Here is a 20575-nt window from a genome sequence, read left to right as displayed (position 1 = left end):
AATATAAAGGATTATGTCGTCTCACTACGAAGCACCCATTAGAAAACCCTTAGTTATAGGTGATAAAACTTATCACGATGTAACTGTAGATGTAGCTGCACCTGTTGAAGGAAAGGCTAATAAGCATTGGTGGATTGTTTTCACAATTGCATTAACCGCTTTCCTTTGGGGATTGGGTTGTATTATTTACACTGTATCTACCGGTATCGGAACTTGGGGATTAAACAAAACAGTTGGTTGGGCCTGGGATATTACTAACTTCGTTTGGTGGGTTGGTATTGGTCACGCAGGTACTCTTATTTCTGCTGTACTATTACTTTTCCGTCAAAAATGGAGAATGGCGATTAACCGTTCAGCGGAAGCCATGACAATTTTCTCAGTTATTCAAGCAGGATTGTTCCCAATCATTCACATGGGACGTCCATGGTTAGCTTACTGGGTATTACCAATTCCAAACCAATTTGGGTCTTTATGGGTGAATTTCAACTCCCCATTGTTATGGGACGTATTTGCAATTTCTACGTATTTATCGGTGTCATTAGTTTTCTGGTGGACTGGTCTTTTACCTGACTTTGCGATGTTACGTGATAGAGCCATCACACCTTTTAATAAAAGAGTATATTCAATCCTTAGTTTTGGTTGGAGTGGTAGAGCAAAAGACTGGCAACGTTTTGAAGAGGTTTCTCTTGTACTTGCAGGATTAGCAACTCCTTTGGTACTTTCTGTACATACCATTGTATCGATGGACTTTGCTACCTCGGTAATTCCTGGATGGCATACTACCATTTTCCCTCCTTACTTTGTGGCTGGTGCAGTTTTCTCAGGATTTGCTATGGTAAATACCTTGTTAATCATCATGAGAAAAGTGTCCAATTTAGAAGCTTATATTACTATTCAGCATATTGAATTGATGAATATCGTAATCATGATTACTGGTTCGATTGTAGGGGTAGCTTATATTACTGAGTTGTTTATTGCTTGGTATTCTGGAGTAGAGTACGAACAATATGCATTCTTGAATAGAGCAACAGGTCCTTACTGGTGGGCGTATTGGGCAATGATGACTTGTAACGTATTCTCTCCACAATTTATGTGGTTTAAAAAATTACGTACAAGTATCATGTTCTCCTTCGTGATATCTATTGTAGTAAATATTGGAATGTGGTTTGAGCGTTTTGTAATTATTGTTACTTCGTTGCACAGAGATTATTTACCATCTTCTTGGACCATGTTTTCACCAACTTTCGTTGATATTGGAATATTTATTGGAACTATTGGATTCTTCTTTGTATTGTTTTTATTGTATTCAAGAACATTCCCTGTAATCGCTCAAGCAGAGGTAAAAACAATTTTAAAAGGATCAGGAGATAATTACAAAAGAGAAAGAGAAGCAAATAAAGATTTACACCATGAGTAATAAAGTAATACATGCTATTTATAATGACGATGATGTTTTAATGTCTGCCGTTAAAAAAACACGTTCTGCTCATTATCATATTGAAGAAGTCTTTACTCCATTTCCTGTACACGGATTGGATAAAGCAATGGGATTAGCTCCAACACGAATTGCCATTTGTGCATTTATCTATGGTTTGTGTGGAATCTCTTTTGGTACTTGGATGATGAATTATATTATGATCCAAGATTGGCCTCAAGACATCGGAGGAAAACCTAGTTTTAGTTACATTGAAAATATGCCTTCATTTGTACCTATTATGTTTGAAGAAACGGTATTTTTTGCAGCACACTTGATGGTAATCACATTTTATATGAGAAGTAAATTGTGGCCTTTCAAACAAGCTGAAAACCCTGACGTAAGAACTACAGATGACCATTTCTTGATGGAAGTTGCTCTTAATAAAGATGAAGAAGAAATGATTTCATTCTTTAAAGCGACTGGTGCTGTAGAAGTAAATGTAATTGATAAGAATTAATTAAAGCTATGAAAAGTATATTAAAATTAACACTTGTAGCTGGTTTGTCTGTCTTGGTAACATCATGTTATGATAAACTAACACCAAACTATCAGTATTTTCCTAACATGTATGAGTCTGTAGGATATGAAACCTATGTCGAGTCAAAAGCATTTAAAGATGGAAAAGAAGGGCAGTTACCTGCCAAAGGTACTATCAAAAGAGGTTTTGAAGTCTATGAATACGAAAACTCACCTGCAGGATATGAATTGGCAAAAGCTAATTTAAAATCACCTCTTGATTCTTTAGAAAGAAACTCTGAAAAAGGTAAAGAGCTTTACGAAATTTATTGCATCAGTTGTCATGGCGCTGCTGGTAATGGTAAAGGTAAATTAGTTGAAAGAGAAAAATTCTTAGGAGTTCCAAGTTATGCAGATCGTCCCATTACGGAAGGAAGTATTTTTCATGTAATCACTTACGGATTAAATTCTATGGGATCGCATGCTAATCAACTTAGTGCACATGAGCGCTGGTTAGTGGTAGACCATGTACTAAAACTTAAAAGTCAATTATAATTGTAGAACAAACTGATTGTTATAGATATGTATACATTTTCAAGTAAATTAAAAACCTTTTCTCTTATCCTAATGGTTTTAGGAATCTTAGGAATAGGATATGGTTTTTACAGTGCGCCTAAAAACGTACAAGAAGTTGAAGCACTTCTTGCTGCTGAATCTCATGGTGGTCATGGTGAAGCAACTCATGCAACAGCTGAAGCTAGTCATGAGGCACATTCAGAAAAAGCTACAACGACTAAACACGATGCACATGCTGATGCTGAACATCAAGAACATTTAGAGCATGTTTTCCATCAATTAAGCAATAAACCTTGGGCGGCACTTTATGTGGCTTGTATCTTTTTTATGCTTATTGCTTTAGGAACTTTGGCTTTTTATGCTATTCAACAAGTAGCGCAAGCAGGATGGTCTCCTGTATTGTTTAGAGTAATGCAAGGAATTACTGCGTATTTACCTGTAGGTTCTGTTATCTTTTTTATTGTATTAGTTTTGTGTGGTTTACATTTTAACCATTTATTCACTTGGTTAGATCCTGAAGTAGTAGCACATGATGAATTAATTCAAAAAAAATCAGGTTATTTGAACTTCCCATTTTGGATTGTTAGAGCTGCTATATTTTTAGCAGGATGGAATTTATACCGTTATTTCTCTAGAAAAAACTGTTTAGCACAAGATGAAGCAGATGATAATTACTTTTACAAAAAGAATTTCAAAATGTCTGCAGCATTTTTAGTATTCTTTATTGTTACTGAATCTGTTATGGCTTGGGATTGGATCATGTCTATCGATCCGCACTGGTTTAGTACTCTTTTTGCATGGTATGTATTTGCAAGTTTCTTTGTAAGTGGAATTACTATGATTTGTATGGTAACACTATACTTGAAAGCAAAAGGTTACTTAGAGTATGTAAATACCAGCCACATTCATGATTTGGCTAAGTTTATGTTTGGAATCAGTGTATTTTGGACTTACTTATGGTTTTCGCAATTCATGTTAATTTGGTATGCTGACATCCCAGAAGAAATCACATATTTCGTAACACGTATTTCTGATTATAATTTACCATTCTTTGGTGCTATCGCGATGAACTTTTTATTCCCAGTATTAATTTTGATCAATACTGATTTTAAACGCATCACTTGGGTATTAATTATGGCTGGTACAGTAATATTATTGGGTCATTATATTGATTTCTTTAACATGATCATGCCTGGTACAGTTGGAGATCAATGGTTTATTGGAATTCCTGAAATTTCTTCTGTTTTATTTTTCGCAGGGTTGTTTATTTTTGTTGTGTTTACAGCATTAACTAAAGCGCCTCTTTTGCCAAAAAGAAATCCTTTTATCGAAGAGAGTAAACATTTTCATTATTAATATTTAAAATAAAAAAACAGATGACAACTTTGTTGGTACTTTTAGTTGTAGTTTTATTGGCTATTGCTGTTTGGCAATTAACTAAAATTTTTGATCTTACTCAAGTAGGATCAAAATCAGATGATTCTCAAATAGCCACTGATAATGATAATAATGTTCAAGGATATTTAATGTTTGGCTTTTTAGCTTTTATTTACCTTTTTACAATTTATGGATTAATTAAATGGGGAGATCTACCTCTTCATACACCAGCATCTGAACATGGTGCAACAGTAGATAGTTTAATGAATATCTCTTGGGTGTTGATTTTTATTGTTCAAGCAGTTACTCAAGTATTATTGCACTATTTTGCTTTTAAATATAGAGGGAGCAACGATAAAAAAGCATTGTATTTTGCTGATAACAATAAATTAGAAGCTATTTGGAGTTTGATTCCAGCTGTAACACTTGCCGGATTAATCTTATATGGTTTGTATGCTTGGACAAACATCATGTTTGTAGAAGAAGATGAAGATACAATTGTAATAGAACTTTACGCACAACAATTCAAATGGACAGCACGTTATGCTGGAGCTGATCAAGTTCTTGGTAAAGCTAACGTACGTTTAATTGAAGGCGTAAATACTGTGGGTATGGATTTAGCGGATAAAAATGCTCAAGATGACTTTTTAACTTCCGAAATTCACATTCCAAAAGGAAAAAAAGTACTTTTCAAAATGCGTTCTCAAGATGTATTACACTCAGCTTATATGCCTCATTTCCGTGCTCAAATGAATTGTGTTCCTGGAATGGTGACTCAGTTCGCTTTTACACCAATTTACACATCGGCTGAGTATAGAGAATTGCCATTTATGGTTGAAAAAGTAGCTAGAATTAATGCTTTACGAGCAAAAAAGAGTGCTGATTTAGTAGCAAAAGGAGAAACTGCCTTAGATCCTTATACTTTTGATTATATTTTACTTTGTAATAAAATTTGTGGAGCTTCACATTACAACATGCAAATGAAAGTTGTAGTAGATACTCCAGAGGATTACAAAAAATGGCTAAGTGATAAAGTAGCTTTAGTTAAAGAATACAAAGCCTCTAAAGAAGCACCTGCAACAGATGCTGCTAAAGGAGCTGATAGTTTACAAACTACACAGGATACTGCTGCCGTTAAAGTAGCAATGAATTAATTAATCTAAATATTTAAAGTTTACATATATGTCAGCAGAAGGTCACGTTCACGGACACGAACAAGAACACGAACACCATCACAAGGACACGTTCATTACTAAGTATATCTTTAGTATTGATCATAAGATGATTGCTAAGCAATACTTAATTACTGGTATTGTTATGGGGATTATTGGTGTAGGGATGTCATTGCTTTTTAGAATGCAATTGGCTTGGCCAGAAGAGTCTTTTAAGATTTTTAACATTTTACTTGGAGACAAATTTGCACCTGAAGGGGTTATGGCTAATGATATTTATTTAGCCTTAGTTACGATTCATGGTACTATAATGGTATTTTTCGTATTAACCGCTGGTTTGAGTGGAACTTTTAGTAACTTATTGATTCCGCTACAAATTGGAGCAAGAGATATGGCTTCTGGATTCATGAACATGATTTCTTATTGGTTGTTCTTTTTGTCTAGTGTTGTTATGGTTAGCTCTTTATTTGTTGAAGCTGGACCTGCATCATCTGGATGGACAATTTACCCTCCTTTAAGTGCTTTACCTCAAGCTATACCAGGTTCTGGAACAGGTATGACATTATGGTTGGTTTCTATGGCATTGTTTATTGCATCTTCTTTAATGGGGTCTTTAAATTATGTTGTAACAGTTATCAATTTGCGTACAAAAGGAATGTCGATGACAAGATTGCCACTTACAATTTGGGCTTTCTTTGTAACAGCTATCATTGGTATCATTTCGTTTCCTGTGTTATTATCAGCAGCATTGTTGTTAATTTTTGATAGAAGCTTCGGTACATCCTTCTTCTTATCTGATATTTATATTGCTGGAGAAGTATTACATTATCAAGGAGGTTCTCCAGTTCTTTTTGAGCACTTATTCTGGTTCTTAGGTCACCCTGAGGTATACATTGTATTGTTGCCAGCATTAGGTATAACTTCAGAAATTATTGCTACAAATGCTAGAAAGCCAATCTTTGGTTACAGAGCGATGATTATGTCAATCTTGGCCATTGCCTTTTTGTCTACCATCGTTTGGGGTCACCACATGTTCGTATCAGGAATGAATCCTTTCTTAGGATCTGTATTTACTTTTACAACATTATTAATTGCGATTCCATCAGCAGTTAAAGCGTTCAACTATATTACGACTTTGTGGAAAGGTAATTTGCAATTGAACCCAGCTATGTTGTTTTCAATTGGATTAGTTTCCACTTTTATTACAGGAGGTTTAACAGGTATCATTTTAGGAGATAGTACTCTAGATATCAACGTACACGATACTTATTTCGTAGTAGCTCACTTCCACTTAGTAATGGGTATCTCTGCTTTGTACGGGATGTTTGCAGGAATTTACCACTGGTTTCCAAGAATGTTTGGTAGAATGTTGAATAAAAACTTAGGTTACGTTCACTTCTGGGTAACAGCCGTATGTGCTTATGGTGTTTTCTTCCCAATGCACTTTATTGGATTAGCTGGATTGCCAAGACGTTATTATACAAATACAAATTTCCCATTGTTTGATGATTTACAAAATGTAAATGTATTGATTACTACTTTTGCTATTATTGGTGGGGTATTTCAATTAGTATTCTTGTACAATTTCTTCTCTAGTATTTTCTTCGGTAAAAAAGCTGAACAAAATCCATGGAAATCTAATACATTAGAATGGACGGCACCAGTTGAGCATATTCATGGAAACTGGCCTGGAGCTATTCCTGAAGTACACAGATGGCCATATGATTATAGCAAACCTGGACATGATGAAGATTTTATCCCTCAAAATGTTCCTATGAAAGACGGCGAAGAAGTCTTACATCACTAAAATATATACAGTAATTTAAAAGCCTTTCCTTGGAAAGGCTTTTTTTTTATTACCTCTTTTTCTACCTTTATCCAATGAATGCACATTTAGACCCAACCAACAGTAATTATAATTCTGAGGAATTAGATCTTGAAAAACGATTACGACCGCTTAGTTTTGATGATTTCACTGGGCAAGATCAAGTACTAGAAAATCTTAAAGTGTTTGTTGCAGCAGCTAATCAAAGAAATGAAGCCTTAGATCATGCCCTTTTTCATGGCCCACCGGGATTAGGAAAAACTACATTGGCGAATATTCTAGCCAATGAATTGAATGTAGGTATTAAAATTACTTCAGGTCCAGTGTTGGATAAGCCTGGCGATTTAGCAGGTTTGTTAACTAATCTTGATGAGAGAGATGTTTTGTTCATTGATGAAATTCATCGTTTGAGTCCAGTTGTCGAAGAGTATTTGTATTCCGCAATGGAGGATTTCAAAATCGATATCATGATTGAATCTGGTCCCAATGCTAGAACCGTTCAAATCAATTTAAATCCGTTTACTTTAATTGGTGCTACCACCCGTTCAGGTTTATTAACGGCTCCTATGCGTGCACGCTTTGGTATTTCTTCAAGAATGCAGTATTATTCTACAGAATTGTTGACAACAATTGTTCAACGTAGTGCCTCTATTTTTAAAATGCCAATAACCATGGAAGCAGCTGTCGAAATTGCAGGTCGTAGTAGGGGAACACCACGTATTGCTAATGCTTTATTACGTAGAGTTCGTGATTTTGCTCAAATCAAAGGGAATGGTACGATAGATATTGAAATTGCTCGATTTGCTTTAAAAGCGTTGCATGTTGATGCGCATGGTTTGGACGAAATGGATAATAAAATTCTCAGTACAATTATAGAAAAGTTCAAAGGAGGCCCTGTTGGATTGACTACACTAGCTACAGCTGTTTCTGAAAGTAGCGAAACTATAGAAGAGGTTTACGAACCTTTTTTGATACAGGAAGGTTTTATTATGAGAACGCCAAGAGGACGTGAAGTTACTGAAAAAGCATATAAGCATTTGGGAAAATCTCCAATGAATAAACCAGGTACCCTTTTTGAAATGTAACAAATTTGCGATGCTTCTTAACTTAAAATCAAAATATTCTGCTTTTATAAAAACCGAGGCGCAACGTCTCGGTTTCCTTTCCTGTGGTATTTCAAAGGCTGAATTTTTGGAACAAGAAGCGCCAAGATTAGAAAAATGGCTTCAAGAAAATCGAAATGGCCAAATGGCTTATATGGAGAACCATTTTGATAAGCGTCTTGATCCAACATTATTGGTTGATGGTGCAGTTAGTGTGATTTCTTTGTTGTATAATTATTATCCTTCCGAAGAGCAGATTAAAAATACTTACAAAGTATCGAAATATGCATATGGTGAAGATTATCATTTTGTCATCAAGGATAAACTAAAGGAATTACTTTACTCAATTCAGACAGAAATAGGTGAGGTTAATGGTAGAGCTTTTGTAGATTCTGCTCCAGTGTTAGATAAAGCATGGGCTGCTAAAAGCGGTTTGGGCTGGATAGGTAAAAACAGCAATCTAATTACACAAAAGGTAGGTTCTTTTTATTTCATTGCGGAGTTAATAATTGATCTAGATTTAGAATATGATTCGATTACAACCGATCATTGTGGAACCTGTACTGCGTGTTTAGATGCTTGTCCCACCCAAGCAATAGTTGCTCCATATGTAGTGGATGGAAGCAAATGTATTTCTTATTTTACCATCGAATTAAAAGATGCTATTCCTGCTGAATATAAGGGAAAATTTGATGATTGGATTTTTGGTTGCGATGTCTGTCAAGATGTTTGTCCATGGAATCGATTCTCCAAACCTCATAATGAACCCCTTTTTTCGCCAAGTAGTACTGTGTTGCAATGGACTAAACAAGATTGGGAAGAATTAACAGCTGATACCTTTGCTACTTTTTTTAAAAATTCGCCCTTAAAAAGAACGAAGTGGTCAGGAATGATGCGCAATGTGATGAATAGTAAAAAGTAACTTTGATTTCGAGTGTCAAAAACTTTAAAAAAATGTAATTTGTACTCTTATTTTTTTTAATTTTATAAATACTAAAATTTAAATCAAATGACTGTTAATCAAATTTTAAGCGTAAAGGGAAAGAATGTGTATTCTATACTTTCAACGAATACCGTTTTCGAGGCATTAACTGTAATGAGTGAGAAAAATATCGGGGCAATTCTAATCATTGAAGAAGGAAAATTGAAAGGAATTTTGTCCGAAAGAGATTATGCTAGAAAAATCGTTTTGAAATCGAAATCATCTAAAAAATCATTAGTTTCTGAAATTATGGTAACTGATGTGTACACCGTTAGCCCAAATGATAATATAGAATATTGTATGGAGTTAATGAGTGAGAAGAGAGTACGTCATTTGCCTGTAATTGACAACGATATTGTGATAGGAATCATATCAATTAGTGATGTTGTAAAAGCGATTATTGATACTCAAAAAAACACAATAAATCAGTTAAACACTTATATTACCCAATAAAACTTTGGTTAATCCCTCTAAAAAGCTGCTTTGGCAGCTTTTTTTATTTTATTCCACCAAAACAAAATTACATTTTAAGCACTTTTTAATTCGATACTTTTATCTTTGTAGCTAGACAAATAAAAATAACAGAATGGATAATAACAATAAAAGAAAGGAAGCCTTGGTTTACCACGCCAAGCCAACTCCTGGAAAAATTCAAGTTGTGCCCACTAAAAGCTATGCTACTCAACGTGATTTGTCATTAGCATATTCTCCTGGTGTTGCAGAGCCTTGTTTGGAAATTGCAAAAGATGTAAATAATGTATACAAATACACAGCAAAAGGAAATTTGGTTGCTGTTATTACAAATGGTACTGCTGTATTAGGTTTGGGTGATATTGGGCCAGAAGCTTCAAAACCTGTAATGGAAGGAAAAGGATTGTTGTTTAAAATTTTTTCTGACATTGATGTTTTTGATATTGAAATTGACACCAAAAATGTAGACGAGTTTATAGCTACCGTTAAAAATATTGCGCCTACTTTTGGAGGAATCAATTTAGAAGATATCAAAGCGCCCGAATCATTTGAAATTGAACGTCGCTTGGTTGAGGAATTAAACATTCCTGTAATGCACGATGATCAACATGGAACTGCAATTATTTCGTCAGCAGCTTTGATTAATGCATTAGAATTGGCAGGTAAAAAAGCAGAGGAAGTAAAAATGGTGGTATCAGGTGCTGGTTCGGCTGCTATTGCTTGTGCTGACCTATACGTGCTATTGGGTGTAAAACCCGAAAATGTATACATGTACAACAGTAAAGGTTTGTTAACAAAAGACAACCCATCCTTATCTGTCTTGCAACAAAAGTATGCCAGAGAAGGAGAATCTGTAAGTTTAGCAGAAGCTATGGTTGGTTGTGATTTGTTTTTGGGACTTTCAACAGCTGATGTCTTGACTCCTGAAATGCTGTTAACAATGGCTGAAAATCCAATCGTTTTTGCCATGGCTAACCCAAATCCAGAAATCGATTATAATTTAGCCGTAGCCACACGTAAAGATATTATCATGGCTACAGGAAGGTCAGATTTTCCTAACCAAGTAAACAATGTACTCGGTTTTCCATATATTTTTAGAGGTGCTCTCGACGTAAGAGCTACCAAAATTAATGAGGAAATGAAAATGGCTGCTGTAAAAGCTTTGGCTTCATTGGCCAAAGAATCGGTGCCAGAACAAGTAAACGTAGCTTACGGAGCTACAAAATTGACTTTCGGAAGAGAATATATCATTCCAAAACCTTTTGACCCACGATTGATTGCTATTGTTGCTCCTGCAGTAGCAAAGGCTGCTATGGATTCTGGCGTTGCCCAAAATCCAATTACAGATTGGGAAAAGTACGAAGAAGAACTATTAGAGCGATTGGGCCACGATAATAAGTTGGTTCGAATGATAACAAACAGGGCTAAATCTGATCCAAAATCGATTGTTTTTGCAGAAGCAGATCATTTGGATGTTCTCAAAGCTGCTCAAATTGTACATGACGAAAAAATAGGTTTCCCTATTTTATTAGGAAACAAAGAAATTATACTAGAACTTAAAGAGGAAATAGGATTTTCAGCAAATGTTCCTATTATTGACCCCAAAGAAAAAGAAGAAGAAGCAAGACGTAATCGTTTTGCAAACGCTTATTGGCAAACACGTAAACGTAGAGGTATTTCTCTTTTGGACGCTCAAAAGTTAATGCGCGAGCGTAATTATTTTGCAGCAATGATGGTTAATGAAGGTGAAGCTGATGCTTTAGTAACTGGACACACAAGAAGTTATCCATCGGTTGTGAAACCTATGTTACAATTGGTAGATAAAGCTCCAGGAGCTTCTATTGTATCTTCTGCTAATATTATGATGACCAAAAGAGGGCCAATGTTTTGTGCCGATACAGCTATTAACGTCAATCCTTCGGCAGAAGAAATTGCCAAAATTGCTTTGATGACCGCAAAGATGACCAAAATGTTTGGAATTGAACCAGTAATTGCTGTAGTGTCGTATTCTAATTTTGGCTCGTCAAATTCTCCTTCGGCATCAAAAATAAGAGAAGCTATTGCTTATTTACATGAACATTATCCAGATTTATGTATAGATGGCGAGATCCAAGCTGATTTTGCTCTGAATGCTTCCATGTTAAAAGCGAAGTTTCCCTTTTCAAAATTAGCTGATAAAAAAGTGAACACTTTAATTTTCCCAAATTTAGAATCTGCTAATATTACTTATAAACTTTTAAAAGAGTTAAATAGTGTGGAATCTATAGGTCCAATTATGTTAGGAATGGGCAAACCGGTTCACGTGTTTCAACTTGGCGCAAGTGTAGAAGAGATGGTAAATATGGCTACAATTGCTATTATTGACGCTCAAGAAAAGCATAAGAGAAGCAAAAAAAACTAATTCTAACTCACTCTAAAGTCTAGCGTTTGATTTCGAATCATTTGCTAGACTTTTTTTGTTATATTTGATTTAAAATAAAATAATGATAGCACATTTACAAGGGAAACTCGTTGAAAAATCACCTACTCATATCGTTATAGATTGTGCGGGTGTGGGTTATCATATCAATATTTCTTTGCATACTTATTCGTTATTACCCAATACAGATTTTGTAAAAGTATTTACGCATCTTCAGATTAAAGAAGATGCTCATACATTGTATGGTTTTATCGAAAAATCAGAAAGAGAGATATTTCGTTTGTTGCTTTCGGTTTCAGGAATAGGGGCCGGAATAGCCAGAACTATGCTTTCTTCTTTAGAACCCAAACAAATCATTAATGCCATTGCCAGTGCTGATGTGGCAACAATACAATCTATAAAAGGAATAGGGAGTAAAACAGCTCAACGCGTTATCTTGGATTTGAAAGAAAAAGTAGTTAAATTGTATGATTTAAATGAACTTTCGGTTGTAGAAAGCAATACAAATAAAGATGAAGCGTTATCAGCTCTAGAGGTTTTAGGATTTGTACGCAAAGCTTGCGAAAAAGTAGTTGAAAAAATTGTACTAGCAGATCCTCAAGCTTCAGTTGAAACAATCATTAAAAAAGCTTTACAAAGTTTATAAAACAGAAGCGCTTTACTATATGCAAAAAAAATGTATAGTTTTATTATTCGTATTTCTCAGTGTCATTTCCTATGGGCAAGTCAATCCATCGGTACAAGATACTGTTAAAAAAGGCTATACAAAAGGGAAGCTTCAATTAAAAGACCCTAAAAGTCTGCTCTCTGCTTATACCTATGATCCCATTACAGACCGGTATGTGTATACTAACTCTATAGATGGAATTACAATTGATTTTCCAATTATTCTTACCCCTGCAGAGTATGAAAAATTGGCTTTGCAAGAATCAAGACGTAATTACTTCAAGAAAAAAGCCGATGCTATAGACGGGAAAAAGAAAGGAGCCGAAGCTGCCAAAAAGGATTTGCTTCCCCGATATTATGTAAGGTCAGGTTTTTTCGAATCGATTTTTGGGAGTAATACTATCGATATTAAACCCACAGGATCGGTTGAAATGGATTTGGGAGTTCGTTATACCAAACAAGACAACCCAGCATTTTCACCTAGAAATAGAGCCAATACTTCATTCGATTTTGATCAAAGAATAAGTATGAGTTTGATGGGAAAAGTTGGTACTCGTTTGGGAGTAAATGCCAATTATGATACCCAATCTACTTTTGCTTTTCAAAATTTAATAAAACTTGAGTATACCCCCTCTGAAGATGATATCATCCAAAAAATTGAGGTGGGTAATGTGAATTTGCCACTAAACAGTTCCCTAATTAGAGGTGCGCAGAGTTTGTTTGGGGTAAAAACACAATTGCAATTTGGGAAAACAACCATTACTGGCGTCTTTTCTGAACAAAAATCACAAACAAGAAGCTTAGTAGCTGAAGGAGGAGGTACAATTCAAAATTATGAACTATTTGCTCTTGATTACGATAACGACAGGCATTTTTTCTTGTCGCAATATTTTAGAAACCGCTATGATAAAGCTTTAGAAGCCTACCCATTTATTGATAGCCGTGTGCAAATTACTAGAATTGAAGTGTGGGTGACTAATAAACAAAATCGGGTTCAACCTACTTCTAACAATTTAAGAAATATAATTGCCATTCAAGATTTGGGAGAAGCACAGTTGACTGGATTGACAGATAATGAAATTGTGGTTTTAAATCCTGCCACGGGTATTTTCAACGCACCTCCTGATACCCCTTCAGATAATGCCAATAATGACTACGACCCAGGTCAAATTGAAACAGGAACTGGATTGTTAAATAAAAACATACGCGAAATTGCTACTTCAAATTCGGGATTTAACACTACTGTAAGTGAAGGAAGGGATTATGCTAAATTGGAGAACGCAAGAAAGTTAACTTCAAATGAATATACTTTTAATTCTAAGTTAGGATTTATATCACTCCAACAACGATTGAGTAATGATGAAGTATTGGCTGTTGCTTATCAATATACTATTGGAGACAAAGTTTATCAAGTAGGAGAATTTGGAAATGATGGGGTAGATGCAACCAATGTAGTTGGTGGAAACAACAATGTACCTCAGGCGATTATTACACAAAGTTTGGTGTTGAAAATGCTAAAAAGCAACTTGACTAATGTAAAGGATCCTATTTGGAATTTGATGATGAAAAATATTTATCAAGTGCCAGGGGGCTATCAATTGAAGCAAGAAGATTTTCGAATGAATATCCTATATGCCGATCCTTCGCCGATTAATTATATTACAGAGGTTAATGGCACTCCTTTTCCTGCAAATCCGACGCCAGAAAATAAAATTGCTGAAACTCCTTTGTTAAAGGTGTTTAATCTGGATCGATTGAATTTTTTCAACGATCCTCAAGCTGGAGGCGATGGTTTTTTTGACTTTTTGCCAGGAACTACCGTTGATGCACAAAATGGTAGAATTATGTTTACGACCAAGGAGCCTTTTGGGGAATTAATCTTTTCAAAATTGAAAAACCCTGGATCGTTTGAAGATTACAAAAATGTTGATACCTACAATGCCAATCAAAAGAAATACGTGTTTAGAAGCATGTATCGCAATACTCAAGCAGGAGCATTACAAGATATCGATAAAAACAAGTATTTGATTCGTGGTAAATACAAATCGTCTAGTGGTGATGGTATTCCAATTGGTGCACTTAATGTCCCTCAAGGGTCTGTGGTAGTTACTGCTGCAGGACGACGTTTGGTTGAAGGTGTGGATTATAGTGTGAATTATCAATTGGGAAGGGTTCAAATATTGGATCCCTCGCTACAGGCATCAAATACTCCAATTGAAGTTTCTTTGGAGAATAATTCTATTTTTGGTCAACAAACTCGCCGTTTTATGGGAGTGAATGTGGAGCATAAAATTTCGGATAAATTTGTGTTAGGAGGTACTTTTCTTAAAATGTCTGAGCGTCCATTTACTCAAAAATCCAATTACGGTCAAGAATCTGTAAACAATACCATTTTTGGTTTTAATGGTAATTATGCCACAGAGGTTCCCTTTTTGACCCGATTAGTAAATAAATTGCCCAATATAGATACCGATATCCCTTCTAATCTTTCGATAAGAGGAGAAGTAGCTTTTCTAAAACCAGACACCCCAAAAGCAGACCGCTTTGATGGCGAATCTACCATTTATGTAGATGACTTCGAAGGCTCTCAGTCTACGATTGATTTGCGTTCTCCTTTAGCTTGGTTTTTATCTTCTACACCTGTTAATGACGCTGAAAGTCTTTATAATTTTAATGAAAGTGCTACCGACTTGAGTTATGGTTTCAAAAGAGCCAAATTGTCTTGGTATACCATCGATCCACTATTTTTTACCCAAAAACCTGATGGAATTTCAAATGCTGATATTTCACTAAATACGACTAGACGTATTTTTAGTGAAGAGTTGTATCCCAATACTGATATAGCCCAAGGACAGTCTCAGGTAGTAAATACTTTGGATTTGAGTTATTATCCTACCGAAAGAGGTCCTTATAACAATGCTATCAATGTTGCGGCCTCGCCAAGGGATAACTTTGGAGGAATAATGCGATCCATAGCCACCACTAATTTTGAACAAGGTAATGTGGAGTATATCCAGTTTTGGGTATTAGATCCTTATGTTGGAAAAGGAAATAGTGCTCCGGCAAATACTGGGAAAGTATATTTTAACTTAGGAGAAATCTCTGAGGATATTCTTAAAGACGGAAGAAAACAATATGAAAATGGTTTAGGACCCGATCAAATTTTAGTGACTCCAAAACCAATTTGGGGAGAGGTTCCCGCCTCACAATCTTTGATTTATGCATTTGACAGCAATGCTTCAAATCGGACTAATCAAGACATTGGGTTGGATGGAATGAAAAATAGCCAAGAGGCTTCGGTGTATTCCAATTACGCCTCAGACCCTGATCCAGCAGGAGATGATTATACCTATTTTGCCAATACAACTGGTGGAGTAGTCGAACGATATAAAAATTATAATGGTACCGATGGGAATTCTGCTGTAAGTATTACAGATGCCAATAGAGGGGCTACAACATTTCCCGATATAGAAGATATCAATCGCGACAATACAATGAATACTATCAATGCCTATTATGAATATAGTATAGATATGCGTCCGAACATGAAAGTAGGAGAAAATTTTATTACGGATATCAGAAATACTCAAGTTACGTTGCCCGACGGTTCGGCCACGGAGGCGCGTTGGATTCAATTCAAAATACCAGTGTCTCAACCTCAAAATACCATAGGAGGAATTACGGATTTTCGTTCTATTCGTTTTATGAGAATGTTTATGACCAATTTTGAAACTCCCATTACCCTTCGTTTTGGTGCTTTGGATTTGGTTCGAGGAGAATGGAGAAGGTACACAAATACTTTAGATTTTAATGATGTTAATGTATCTGATGATGATACAACATTGGACGTGTTGTCAGTAAATATTCAAGAAAACAATCAACGTTGTCCTGTAAATTATGTTACACCTCCCGGAGTAGTTCGAGAGCAATTGTTCAATAATAATACAGTAATCAATCAAAACGAGCAATCGCTTTCTTTGCGTGTTTCTGGAAAAGGATTAGAACCTAAGGACTCTAGGGCGGTTTTTAAAAATGTGAGCATTGATATGCGACAGTTTAAAAAACTTAAAATGTTCTTACATGCCGAGTCTTTGCCTAATGAAGTAGCCTTGCGAGACAATCAGATGGTGGGTTTCATTCGTTTTGGAAATGATTTTACCGAAAATTTCTATCAAATTGAAATCCCATTACAGGTTACTTTGCCTAGTTCGAATGGTACTTCGAACTGCCCTCCTCAAAGTCCTTCTTTGGTCTGGCCAGAAGTTAATGAATTGGATTTAAAACTTGAGTTGTTGACCAAACTGAAAATTTTGGCCATGAATGTGGACCCAACTACACTTCCTCCTGATGGGATTTTGTATAAAAATGAAGACGAATTGGACAATTCAGCTTCGGGAAAACCCAATAAGCTTAAAATTGGAATCAAAGGAAATCCCAATTTTGGATTCGTTCGTACGTTGATGGTGGGGCTAAAAAACAATGATTCGAGTCAGGATATTAAAGGAGAAGTATGGTTCAATGAGTTGCGGATGTCCGATATGGAAAATAGCGGAGGTATGGCTGCTTTATTGAATATCGATTCCAATATGGCTGATTTTGCTACCTTCTCTTTGTCAGGAAGAAAAACAACCATAGGCTTTGGAGCTTTAGAGCAAGGGGCAAATGAGCGAAGTAGAGAAGATTTGCAACAATATGGTTTGGTAACGAATTTGAATTTAGGTCAATTATTACCCAAAAAGTGGGGAATCAATTTGCCATTTAATTACGGTATTGGCGAAGAGGTAATTACCCCAGAATATGATCCTTTTAACCAAGATATTAAGTTAAAACAATTGTTAGCGAATACTTCTGATCAAGACAAAAAAGATAATATTGAAACTAGAGCTGTTGATTATACCAAACGTACGAGTATCAATTTTATAGGGGTTAGAAAAGAAAGATTACCAGAACAAAAACCCCATGTTTATGATCCAGAGAATTTTACATTTTCGCAGTCATACAATGAAGTGGAACGCCATGATTATGAAATTGAAAGTTATGAGGACTTGTTAAGCAATACAACGGTTAACTACGCTTATACTTTTGAAAACAAAACCGTTGAGCCGTTTAAGAAAAAAGCTTTTGTTAAGAAAAGTGACTATTGGAAATGGTTGCAAGACTTTAATTTTAATTTTCTTCCTACCAATATTACGTTCAATTCAAGTATCGTACGTCAGTATAATAAACAACAATTTAGACAAGTAGATGTGGTAGGTATTGGACTTGATCCGTTATACCGAAGAAATTTTGCATTTAATTATCAATACGGCTTCAATTATAATTTAACAAAAGCATTGCGGGTCAATTACACGGCTTCCTCCAATAATATTGTCAGAAATTATTTGAATGCGGATGATGTTCCTATTGATAGTTTTTCTATTTGGGATAGTTATTTTGATATTGGAGACCCCAATCAGCATATGCAACAATTGATTGTAAATTATGATATTCCATTAAATAAAATACCAGTATTTGGGTTTGTAAAAGCCAATTTTACTTATACCGGTGACTATAGTTGGCAACGCGCTTCAAATGCGTTATCAGATATCAGTATTGGAGGAGTGGAGTACAATTTAGGGAATACCATACAAAATGCCAGTTCCAAAATATTGAATGCTTCTTTTGCTATGGAAACCTTATACAAATATTTGGGGTTGTCTAAGAAATCAACTGCAAGTTCAACTGCAAAACCTAAGCCTGCTATTCCTAAACCAGGTGAAAAAGTAGTGAATACTGCCGTTAAACCAGCGCTTGATAGAAGTCCGTTTCTTGAGGGGGTAATTGGAGTATTGACCAGTGTGAAAAATGTTCAGATTAATTATACTCACAATAGCGGAACAGTTTTGCCAGGATATACTCCAAGTATAGGGTTTTTAGGTTCCTCAAGACCTTCTCTTGGTTTTATTTTTGGAAGCCAAGATGATGTTCGATACGAATCGGCCAAAAGAGGTTGGTTGACCACGTATCAAGATTTTAACCAAAATTTCACGCAAGTAACCAATAAGTTGTTGAAAGCCACGGCAAACATTGATTTGTTTCCGGATTTCAAAGTAGATTTGGCTGCTGATCGCTCTTATTCTGAAAATTCTTCGGAACAATATAATGTGCTTAATGGGGTTTATATGCCCTTGTCGCCTTATAGTTATGGAATGTTTTCTATTTCTACGGTATTGATAAAAACCGCATTTTCTAAAAGCGATGCACTTGGGTCAGATGCATTTGATGCGTTTAGAGATAACCGAATTATTATAGCCAATAGATTAGCATCACAAAGGGGGATAGATATCAATAATCCTGCAAATCTAGACGCAGAAGGCTTTCCTAAAGGATTTGGAAAAAATAATCAGGGTGTATTATTGCCTGCTTTCTTAGCGGCTTATACAGGGAGTAATGCCGAAGGAATAAGTACGAGTATCTTCAGAAGTTTTCCTATTCCCAATTGGTCAATAAAGTATAATGGATTTATGCGTTATAATTTCTTCAAGAATAATTTTAGAAGAGTTTCTTTGTTACACAATTACCGTGCATCGTACACTATAAATGATTATCGTTCCAATTTTGAGTATACTAAGAACCCTAATGGAGTTGATGTTAGTGGTAATTTTTACAATCCAACAGTACTTTCCAATGTCAATTTGGTAGAACAATTTAGTCCGCTTATTCGCTTGGATTTTGAATTGAAGAATTCATTCAAAGTGTTGACAGAAATTAAGAAAGATCGCGCTTTATCGATGAGTTTTGATAATAATTTATTGACCGAGGTCAAAGGTGTAGAATACATTGTTGGATTGGGTTATCGTTTCAAAGATGTGATTTTTTCCTCACGATTAGCCGATAATCCTACGGGCATTATCAAAAGTGATATCAATTTGAAGGCTGATTTGTCTTATCGAAACAATCAAACGATAGTTCGGTATTTAGACTATAATAACAATCAATTGGCTGCGGGTCAAAATTTATGGCAATTACGCATTGCTGCCGATTATGCATTTAGTAAAAATCTAACCGCTATTTTTTATTATGATCATTCGTTTTCTAAGGCCGTAATTTCAACTACTTTTCCTTTAACGAACATCAGATCGGGATTCACCTTGCGATATAATTTTGGTAATTAATTTGATTAAAAGGGTGTCAAAATTTAGTTTAAGATAGTTATATTTGCCTTTTATTTATAATAACACAACATTTTATAGTATGAACATTCCATCCAATTTAAAGTACACAAAAGATCACGAATGGGTAAGCATTGAAGGTGATGTTGCCACAGTAGGGATTACACATTTTGCTCAAAAAGAGTTAGGTGATATCGTATATGTAGAGGTAGAGACCTTAGACCAAACTTTAGACAAAGACGAAGTTTTTGGAACAGTAGAAGCAGTAAAAACAGTTTCAGATTTATTTTTGCCTCTTTCTGGTGAAATTATTGAGTTTAATGATGCTTTGGAAAGTGCTCCTGAAACCGTTAATTCAGATCCTTACGGTGCAGGATGGATGATTAAAGTGAAAATTGCGAATCCTTCAGAAATTGAAGAATTGCTTTCTGATGAGGCTTACAAAGAATTAATTGGTGCGTAAATTTTTTTTCATTTGTATTGCTATACTTTGGTCAGGAATAATATTGTATCTGTGTTTGATACGATCTTCTGACGTTCCCCAAATAAATGTAGTGGGAGTGGATAAATTAGTTCATTTGATGCTGCATTTACTGTTTGTCTTTTTTTGGGGGATTGCATTAGTAACTACAAGTAAATTGTCCTTAAGTCAAGTTATTGGGATAGTGTTTTTGCTTTCCTTCTTTTTTGGCATCGGAATAGAATTTATGCAAGCCTATTTTACCACAACTCGAAGTGCTGATTATAGAGATGTTTTGGCCAATGTATTTGGGGCTTTAATAGGATTGTCTTTGTTGAAATCTTTCCAAAAACACTTTACCGCATTGAAATAGTATCAAAATCCCATTCCGATGGGATTTTTTTTGGAACAATGTAGTTTGGTAATCTTCATTGCTAATT

General features: G+C 35.3%; 14 protein-coding genes. All 14 read left to right on the top strand.

Annotation, left to right across the window (positions count from 1 at the left end; genetic code table 11):
- Positions 1-13 precede the first annotated feature (13 nt).
- A complete protein-coding gene (gene nrfD / locus ACZIX2_RS00845; RefSeq protein ID WP_463338180.1) occupies positions 14-1417 on the top strand; it encodes an NrfD/PsrC family molybdoenzyme membrane anchor subunit in 1404 nt (467 codons plus the stop codon).
- Positions 1410-1934, top strand: coding sequence for a DUF3341 domain-containing protein (locus tag ACZIX2_RS00840; protein WP_463338179.1), 525 nt, complete (start codon positions 1410-1412; stop codon positions 1932-1934). The genes nrfD and ACZIX2_RS00840 overlap by 8 nt, the downstream gene beginning before the upstream one ends.
- An 8-nt stretch (positions 1935-1942) precedes the next feature.
- Entirely contained in the window at positions 1943-2488 is a 546-nt protein-coding gene (locus tag ACZIX2_RS00835; protein WP_463338178.1) for a c-type cytochrome, read from the top strand.
- Between the two features lie 27 nt (positions 2489-2515).
- Complete coding sequence (locus ACZIX2_RS00830; protein WP_463338177.1) at positions 2516-3865, top strand: quinol:cytochrome C oxidoreductase; 1350 nt, start codon at positions 2516-2518, stop codon at positions 3863-3865.
- Between the two features lie 20 nt (positions 3866-3885).
- Positions 3886-5040 carry a cytochrome c oxidase subunit II gene (locus ACZIX2_RS00825; RefSeq protein ID WP_463338176.1) on the top strand — a complete coding sequence of 385 codons (1155 nt, stop codon included), beginning with the start codon at positions 3886-3888 and terminating at the stop codon, positions 5038-5040.
- Positions 5041-5068: 28 nt separating this feature from the next.
- Entirely contained in the window at positions 5069-6865 is a 1797-nt protein-coding gene (locus ACZIX2_RS00820; RefSeq protein ID WP_463338175.1) for a cytochrome c oxidase subunit I, read from the top strand.
- A 74-nt stretch (positions 6866-6939) separates the two neighbouring features.
- On the top strand, positions 6940-7968 hold the full coding sequence (gene ruvB, locus ACZIX2_RS00815) for a Holliday junction branch migration DNA helicase RuvB (protein ID WP_463338174.1): 1029 nt from the start codon (positions 6940-6942) through the stop codon (positions 7966-7968).
- Positions 7969-7978: 10 nt separating this feature from the next.
- Positions 7979-8908 (top strand): tRNA epoxyqueuosine(34) reductase QueG, encoded by a 930-nt coding sequence (gene queG, locus ACZIX2_RS00810; RefSeq protein ID WP_463338173.1) that lies wholly within the window; start codon positions 7979-7981, stop codon positions 8906-8908.
- Positions 8909-8995: 87 nt separating this feature from the next.
- Positions 8996-9421, top strand: a complete 426-nt coding sequence (locus ACZIX2_RS00805; protein WP_463338172.1) for a CBS domain-containing protein — start codon at positions 8996-8998, stop codon at positions 9419-9421.
- 133 nt (positions 9422-9554) lie between these two features.
- Positions 9555-11840, top strand: a complete 2286-nt coding sequence (locus ACZIX2_RS00800) for an NADP-dependent malic enzyme (RefSeq protein WP_463338171.1) — start codon at positions 9555-9557, stop codon at positions 11838-11840.
- 82 nt (positions 11841-11922) lie between these two features.
- Complete coding sequence (gene ruvA, locus ACZIX2_RS00795) at positions 11923-12504, top strand: Holliday junction branch migration protein RuvA (protein WP_463338170.1); 582 nt, start codon at positions 11923-11925, stop codon at positions 12502-12504.
- A gap of 19 nt (positions 12505-12523) precedes the next feature.
- Positions 12524-19678, top strand: coding sequence for a T9SS outer membrane translocon Sov/SprA (gene sov, locus ACZIX2_RS00790; protein WP_463338169.1), 7155 nt, complete (start codon positions 12524-12526; stop codon positions 19676-19678).
- Between the two features lie 79 nt (positions 19679-19757).
- Positions 19758-20138 (top strand): glycine cleavage system protein GcvH, encoded by a 381-nt coding sequence (gcvH, locus tag ACZIX2_RS00785; protein ID WP_463338168.1) that lies wholly within the window; start codon positions 19758-19760, stop codon positions 20136-20138.
- A complete protein-coding gene (locus ACZIX2_RS00780; protein WP_463338167.1) occupies positions 20131-20508 on the top strand; it encodes a VanZ family protein in 378 nt (125 codons plus the stop codon). The genes gcvH and ACZIX2_RS00780 overlap by 8 nt, the downstream gene beginning before the upstream one ends.
- Positions 20509-20575 lie beyond the last annotated feature (67 nt).

The organism is Flavobacterium riviphilum, from assembly GCF_055231795.1.
This window is presented reverse-complemented; position numbering and strand designations above follow the sequence as displayed.

Excerpts from the sequence above, each read along its gene's own strand:
- nrfD (WP_463338180.1), top strand. The coding sequence starts at position 14 with ATGTCGTCTCACTACGAAGCACCCATTAGAAAACCCTTAGTTATAGGT.
- ACZIX2_RS00840 (WP_463338179.1), top strand. The coding sequence starts at position 1,410 with ATGAGTAATAAAGTAATACATGCTATTTATAATGACGATGATGTTTTA.
- ACZIX2_RS00835 (WP_463338178.1), top strand. The coding sequence starts at position 1,943 with ATGAAAAGTATATTAAAATTAACACTTGTAGCTGGTTTGTCTGTCTTG.
- ACZIX2_RS00830 (WP_463338177.1), top strand. The coding sequence starts at position 2,516 with ATGTATACATTTTCAAGTAAATTAAAAACCTTTTCTCTTATCCTAATG.
- ACZIX2_RS00825 (WP_463338176.1), top strand. The coding sequence starts at position 3,886 with ATGACAACTTTGTTGGTACTTTTAGTTGTAGTTTTATTGGCTATTGCT.
- ACZIX2_RS00820 (WP_463338175.1), top strand. The coding sequence starts at position 5,069 with ATGTCAGCAGAAGGTCACGTTCACGGACACGAACAAGAACACGAACAC.
- ruvB (WP_463338174.1), top strand. The coding sequence starts at position 6,940 with ATGAATGCACATTTAGACCCAACCAACAGTAATTATAATTCTGAGGAA.
- queG (WP_463338173.1), top strand. The coding sequence starts at position 7,979 with ATGCTTCTTAACTTAAAATCAAAATATTCTGCTTTTATAAAAACCGAG.
- ACZIX2_RS00805 (WP_463338172.1), top strand. The coding sequence starts at position 8,996 with ATGACTGTTAATCAAATTTTAAGCGTAAAGGGAAAGAATGTGTATTCT.
- ACZIX2_RS00800 (WP_463338171.1), top strand. The coding sequence starts at position 9,555 with ATGGATAATAACAATAAAAGAAAGGAAGCCTTGGTTTACCACGCCAAG.
- ruvA (WP_463338170.1), top strand. The coding sequence starts at position 11,923 with ATGATAGCACATTTACAAGGGAAACTCGTTGAAAAATCACCTACTCAT.
- sov (WP_463338169.1), top strand. The coding sequence starts at position 12,524 with ATGCAAAAAAAATGTATAGTTTTATTATTCGTATTTCTCAGTGTCATT.
- gcvH (WP_463338168.1), top strand. The coding sequence starts at position 19,758 with ATGAACATTCCATCCAATTTAAAGTACACAAAAGATCACGAATGGGTA.